The organism is Paenibacillus sp. 598K (assembly GCF_003851045.1).
Lineage (GTDB): Bacteria > Bacillota > Bacilli > Paenibacillales > Paenibacillaceae > Paenibacillus_D.
The window spans coordinates 21,805-28,405 of sequence record NZ_BFBX01000056.1; the positions used below are offsets into that span (position 1 = coordinate 21,805).

General features: G+C 59.9%; 5 protein-coding genes. 1 reads left to right on the top strand and 4 read right to left on the bottom strand.

Going from position 1 to position 6,601, the window contains the following annotated elements:
• Window positions 1-62 precede the first annotated feature (62 nt).
• From PA598K_RS16735 to PA598K_RS16745, 3 genes are all read right to left on the bottom strand, one after another.
• On the bottom strand, window positions 63-1,433 hold the full coding sequence (locus PA598K_RS16735; protein WP_260405450.1) for an ABC transporter substrate-binding protein: 1,371 nt from the start codon (window positions 1,431-1,433) through the stop codon (window positions 63-65).
• Between the two features lie 71 nt (window positions 1,434-1,504).
• Window positions 1,505-2,614, bottom strand: coding sequence for a substrate-binding domain-containing protein (locus PA598K_RS16740; protein ID WP_128658064.1), 1,110 nt, complete (start codon window positions 2,612-2,614; stop codon window positions 1,505-1,507).
• Window positions 2,615-2,891: 277 nt separating this feature from the next.
• Window positions 2,892-3,974 (bottom strand): GntR family transcriptional regulator, encoded by a 1,083-nt coding sequence (locus PA598K_RS16745; RefSeq protein ID WP_260405451.1) that lies wholly within the window; start codon window positions 3,972-3,974, stop codon window positions 2,892-2,894.
• 145 nt (window positions 3,975-4,119) lie between these two features.
• Here PA598K_RS16745 and PA598K_RS16750 point away from each other — a divergent pair, with 145 nt between their 5' ends.
• Complete coding sequence (locus PA598K_RS16750; RefSeq protein ID WP_260405452.1) at window positions 4,120-6,159, top strand: RICIN domain-containing protein; 2,040 nt, start codon at window positions 4,120-4,122, stop codon at window positions 6,157-6,159.
• A gap of 225 nt (window positions 6,160-6,384) precedes the next feature.
• On the opposite strand, the gene PA598K_RS37345 is transcribed toward PA598K_RS16750, so the two are convergent.
• On the bottom strand, window positions 6,385-6,601 hold a 217-nt coding region (locus tag PA598K_RS37345), incomplete at its 5' end, for a hypothetical protein (protein WP_221414147.1).

Genomic DNA, 6,601 nt, shown 5'->3' on the forward strand with positions numbered 1-6,601 from the left:
ACCTTTGCCTGAATTCGCGGCCGGGTCGGGCGGCGGGTATCCCCGCCGCTCTCCCTCCAGCCTTACTTGTTGCCTTTATCGTAGAGCGCCTGCATCTTCGGCTGCATCTCGGCCGTAAAGTCCTTGGCGGACATGTTGCCGTTCCAGACCTTGCTCGCATCCTGCCAGAAGGCGTCGATCCACTGCGTATCCTTGGACAAGGCCGGCACGTCGGGACGACCGTAATCCTCGATGATATCCAGGAATACCTGACGGCTGGCCGGCGCTTTGTCCTGCTCGAGGAACTCCCCGCGAGCCATGTCGATCAGGTTCGGCACCGCCTGGCCGAGCTGGTAGTTCTCCCGCTGACCTGCCTCGTCGAGAGACAGGAAGGCGGCGAGGTCAAACGCCTCCTGCGGATGCTTGGACTTGGCCGAGATCGCGAAGCCCATCGAGCCGAGCCAGGTCGCGGTCTCTCCGGTGCTCGGACTAGCCGGCCAGGCCGCGATATCCCACTCGAACGGCAGCTCCCAGAAGGCCGGCTGATCCCACGGACCCATGGCGAACATCGCCAGCTTGCCGTTCAGGAACCGGGTGTAGGCGTTAAGCGCCTGCTCGGCTTCCTGGTTGGGACTCACTTTGTGGACCAGGGACAGGTCGGCGACGAATTGCATCGCTTCGTAAAACTCGGGCTGGTCGATCATCACGGTGCCGCTTTCATAATCGATGAACTGACCGCCGTTGCCCCAGACCGCAGACTCCAGACTGTACGCGCCGACGCCATATTTGTCCGGCTTGCCGTCGCCATTCTCATCGACCGTGAGCTGCTTGGCGGCTGCCAGCAGATCGTCCCAGGTCCAGGCGCCGGCTTCGGCCGGCGGCGGAGCGACGCCCGCTGCATCGAACAGCGTCTTGTTATAGACGAATGCCCAGGGGCCGACGTCCTTCGGCAATCCGTACAGATCGCCGCTGCCCACATTCGTCCCGTCGTACCGATAGCGGTCGAGCGCCGTCGGCCACACATTATCCGGTTGGAACAGCTCCGTCTGATCGAGGTACGACTGGATATTGAGCACGGTGCCCGCTTCGGCGAAGCGGTAAAACTCGGAGCCGCCGACATAGAACACATCCGGCGCCTTGCCCGAGCTGACGAGCGTGGTCAGCTTTTGCGAGTACTCCCCGGGCGGTACGGAGGTGTACTTGACCGTAACGTTCGGATACTGCTTCTCGAATGCGGCGATCAACGTTTCAAAAATCTTTTTTTCGTTCGGATTGCCATGTCCCATGAATTCAATCGTGACCGGGTCCGAGCTGCCTGGCGTAGATGTGCTCTCCTGACCGGATGGCTCATTCGGTGCATTCGGCGCCTCTCCAGCCCCGTTGTTCCCGCTGCAAGCGGAGAGCAACAGCATCCCCGTCAATACCGCGCCTGCCCAAGTGCGATTACGCTTCACAAGAATCCCCTCTTCGTTTGAAATGTATTGAAAGCGCTTTACAATTGAATTGTATTATAACTTAGTATAAATTAATATGTCTTATTTAGTATAAAATGCGATTCATTCGCCTCGATAACGGAGACGGGGACGACAAGCTGGCGATACTCCTGCTCGCCATTGATCTGTTCGACCAGCAACGCCATCGTCAGCCTGCACATCTCTCCGATATCCTGGCGCAGGTAGGAGACGCCCGGCAGATCCGGCTGATCGAAGGTGACCAGCTCCATATCGCCCGGTATCGTCTTGCCGCCAGCTTGCACAGCCCGCCAGACGCACCGGCATAGCTCGCTATTGGCCGTTACAGCTGCCGTCACCTGCGGGTGCTCCTGGAGGAAGTCGGCGATCAACCGTTCAGCCGCTCCGGAGGCGATCAGCTCGAGGGGCAGCATGCACCACAAGTTTTTGTCGATGGAGGCTTTGCGCTCCAGGAACACCTGCTCGAAGCCCGCAGCCCGTTCCTCCGTTACGGTGTTCGTAATCTCGGGGGAGATCAGGGCAATCGAAGCATGCCCCTTGGCGAGCAGGCGCTCCACCGCCTGTCGCATCCCGCCCGTATTGTCGGCGCTGACGCTGCAGCACTTGATGCCCTTTAGATACCGGTCGATGAATACGAATGGGAACCGATCCAGCGACAGGCGCAGGATCGAGTCGTTGTACGTCTCATTTTCTACCGGGAAAATAATGATCCCGTCGACCCCTTGCTTCAGGAACGATGCGATCACGCGAGACTCCTCCTGCTGCGACTCTCTGGTGATCCGCAGCAGCACCTCGTAGCCCGCTGCCGTCGCATGCCGTTCGATCTCGTCGAGGATCAGCTGGTCGACCTTCGTCTTCATCGTCGGCAGGACGAGCCCGATGCGGCCGCTCCGATACGTCAGCCAGCCTACTCCGGTCTGAGCCCCCGGCTCCTGCCTGTTATCGGATTGCTGCATGACGAAGGTGCCTTTGCCCTGGATGCGGACGAGCAGCCCTTCCTCCATCAACCCCAGCAGCGCATTTTTGCTCGTGATCTGGCTCACCCGATATTGCGCAGCCAGCTCCTTCTCCGACGGCACGCGGTCCCCTTCGCGCAATTGGCCGATGGTGATCAGACGCCGGATATCCTGTTGAATTTGCTTGTACAACGGCAACGATTTCACGATGGCTCACCGCCTTAGTGCATATAGTATAATTAGTATATATTATTATACTTTATGTCTTGCTTGTAAATAGCTATACGACAAGAAGCGCCTGCCGATCCGGCAGGCGCTTGCGAGTATGGGACTTACAAGCCGCGTCGTGCGGCGGTGGAAGTAACGGTCTGCGAGCATCGCCGTGGCCGTGGCCGTGGCGATCGTGGCAATCGCTCATGCTGTCCTCAAAGCGCTGAAGAGGAACGAAATCGAGGATCGATCCCGTGACCGTAGGCTCTCCTTGTCAACTGCCTGAAAGCCTCGTCCCCTCCGTGTGCAAATGAACGGGAACGACGACCCGTCTTGGCTCGTAGGCGCCCTTCAGTTGCTCGCTCAGCAGCTTGATGGCATGGCGTCCGATCTCGTCCTCGCGCTGACGCACATAGGGCACCCCGGGCAAGTCGGGATCGTCAAAGGCCGCCAGCACCGGGAGCGCACCGCTCTCCCCCAGCTCGCCCTCGCGCTGCAGGCGTTCCAGCGCTTGCCAGGCATACCGCGCCAGCTCGGCATTGGCAGCAAATATCGCCGTCGCTTCCTTGCGCTGCCGGAGGAAATCGACGATCTCATCCAAGGCCCGTCCCTCGGCTATCGTCGCAAGCGGCAGCAGACACCAATGCGCCTTGTCGATCGGCAGCCCTTGCTTCATGTAGGCGGCCTCGTAGCCCTTGGCCCGCTCCTCGGTTACGGTATTGGCGATCTCGGTCGACAAGTACAGGATGTTCCGATGGCCCTCGTCCAGCAGGGCCGAGATCATCGCCTCGGTGCCGCCGACATTGTCCGAGCTTACGCTATAGGTCCGGATCTCCTTCAGGAAGCGATCCACCAGCACTAGCGGCACCCGGTCGAGCGACAACCGCAGGATCGTATCGTTGTACGTTTCCTGCTCGACCGGGAAGACGATGAATCCCCGGACGCCCCGCTCCCGGAACCGTTCGAGCGCCCGCGTCTCCTCGTCCTGCGACTCTCTCGTAATGCGGATCAGCAGCTCGTAGGACGCCTCGGACGCGTACTTCTCCAGCGCATCGAGCAGCCGCTGATCGACCTTCGTCTTCATCGTCGGCAGGATGAGCGCCACCGAGACGATCTCCTCGTCCTCCGCTGCCGGGGCTGGCGCTGCCGTTTGCTTGACGAAGGTGCCTCTCCCCCGGAAGCGGACCAGCAGCCCCTCCTCTACCAAGCCGTTGAGGGCGTTTTTCGAGGTAATCTGACTGACATTGTACCGCGTCGCCAGCGCTTTCTCCGACGGCACCATATCGCCCGGTCGGAGCGCGCCGCCGTCGATCTGCTGCCGGATCTCCTCTTGTATTCGTTTATATAAAGGATGCATAACAGGACTCCTCATAATCTTTTCCATTGGACAACTACAAAAAATTATCCGCTATTTAGTATATCTTATTTCCGCCGCTTTGGGATACAATCCTCACTAGTAAGCGCTTACCATCCCTTATCTATGATCAGGAGGTTGAATGTCCATGATGTTCAAGGCCCTACGTATCCCTCTCTCTGCGCTGCTGACGCTCGCGTGCATAATGCTGCTCATCCCGTCGCCGCAAGCCTTCGCAGCCTCCTCGGGACTCGCCTGGTCCAGCGACGCGATCACCGTCTACGCTCCGCCGTCCGGCGGCGTATGGTATCCGAGGCTGGCCAAGCGCAGCAACAGCGAATGGCTGCTCTCCTTCGACACCAACGCTGGCGGCGGCAATACCCGCATCGTCGTCACGCGGACGACAAACGGTGGCCAGAGCTGGAGCGCACCGGTGACAGCTGTCAGTCATCCGAGCGGCAATGTCGGCAACGGACAGATGCTCGTGCTGCCGGGCGGCGAGGTGTGGCTCGCCTACCGACTCGTCATCCAGTCCGGCGCTGTCTATACGACCTCGCTCCATGTGCGCCGGAGCACAGACGGCGGTCTGACCTGGAGCGATCTGCCAGGCGGCGCGATCGCCTCGACGACCGCCAACGGCTTCAAGGGCGTCTGGGAGCCGCATCTGGAGTATATCAACGGCGTCATCCATGTGCTGTACGCCGACGACAGTCCGGCGGCCGTCGGCACGACCGGCTTGCAAAATCTGTACATGAAGCCGTGGACCGGCAGCGGCTGGGGCGCGCGCATCACGCTCAGCGACGGCGTCGCCGCAGGCTCCCGGGACGGGATGCCGGTCATCACCCGCATGAACGACGGACGGTATATGATGGTGTTCGAGTCCTCCGATGTCCCAGGTCACCCGTTCGTCATCAAATACAAAATCTCTGCCGACGGGCTGAACTGGTCCGTGCCGCGCCAAATGCTGTATACGCCTAACGGAACGGGCAAAAAAGCCGGCGCGCCGTTTGTCGCCAAATTGGCCGACGGGCGTCTCATCGCTGCCTTCCAGACCGATGAGAGCAGCGGCAATACCGGCGATCCCTACACCTCCATGCACACGATGATCAGCGCCAACAACGGCGCAACCTGGGAGCACAAGACGAATGTCTTCCCGGTCTCGGATACGGCGTCCTCGAACTGGAACGCGCTGATGACGATCGACTCGACACGAATCGCCGCCGTCACGAGCGCCGACCATCCCGCCAGCGGCATCTATCTGAAGCTCGGCTATACGCTGACGCCAGCCCAGGTCAATCTGGCGAACAATCCCAGCTTCGAGACGGCCAATGTGACCGGCTGGACGACCTATGGCGATGATTATCCCGCCCGCATCCTGATTCACGGGGCCAATGACGGCGTCGGCGTGCCGGCCGCGCATGGCGCTTACTTCATCGGCTTGGCCGGCACCAGCGGCCCGGCCAGCGCCTATATCGGCCAGACGATCACGGGACTGGACGACGGCGCCTACACGATGACGGCGAGGATGCGCAGCAGCGGCGGGCAGAGCAGCTGTATCATGGAGGTCAAGGACTATGGCGGCGCGACCCGTCAGGCTGCCTGCCCCGTCACGACGGCCTGGACGACCGTGACGATCCCGGACATCCAGGTCGTCAGCGGCAAGGCGACGCTCGGCTTTTATGCAGCGAATACGTCCTCTGCCCAATGGGCCGATGTCGATCAGGTCTCCTTCACTCGCCAGTCGCTCGCTCTCGCTCCAGGCAAGACGTACCGGCTCATGAATCCGGCTAGCGAGAAAATGCTGGAGGTCGATGCCTGGGGCACCGCCAACGGCTCTAATGTGATCCTCTGGGACGATCACGGCGGCGCCAACCAGCAATGGACGCTCGTCTCCGCAGGGGGCGGATACTACAAGCTGGTCAATGCGCACAGCGGCAAGGCGCTGGAGGTCGATGGCTGGAGCACTGCCGATGGCGGGAATGTGACGATCTGGGCCGATCACGGGGGAGATAACCAGCTGTGGCTGCCCGTCCATCTCGGCGGAGGCGTCTACAAGTGGCTCAACAAGCATAGCGGCAAGGCGCTTGATGTGGCAGGTAGCGGAGTCACTAACGGCACCAACGTGCAGCAATGGACCGATCTAGGCAACAGCGCCCAGCGGTGGGCGATGATACAGCTTACGCCTTGAGCTCGGACTTCCTGCTAACGCAAACGCAAAGACGCCTTCAAAGCCACGATAAAGTGACGATGAAGGCGTCTTTGCCTATGTTCACACGCAAGCTGGGTAGTCCCTCTTGGCGTAGGTTGCGCGTCGGGATGTGTGTGGCGCGCTGTTGCGTCGTACTGCGTGTGTATCGTTGTGCGTCGCACTACTGCTCGCCGAGCTGTGCGTGGCATGCTAGTAGATTGCTCCCTAATTAACGTTTGCTAACTCATGCTTGAGCCCAAACAAAGGCTTGGACAGAGATAAAGGTAAAAGTACCTTTATTTGTGGCGAAACAGGGTAGAAAAAGGGAAATAAATGCAAATGCGCACTTAAATGAGGCTGGATTCGCCTAATGTGTGCCTTTTCCCAAAAACAACTGCACTTTTTCATTAAAATTCCGTTTACACCCGCTTTGGAGCATAAA

What these genes read in the sequence shown, in the direction of transcription:
- PA598K_RS16745 (WP_260405451.1), bottom strand. Translation starts at nt 3,974, where the DNA reads ATGCATCCTTTATATAAACGAATACAAGAGGAGATCCGGCAGCAGATC.
- PA598K_RS16750 (WP_260405452.1), top strand. Translation starts at nt 4,120, where the DNA reads ATGATGTTCAAGGCCCTACGTATCCCTCTCTCTGCGCTGCTGACGCTC.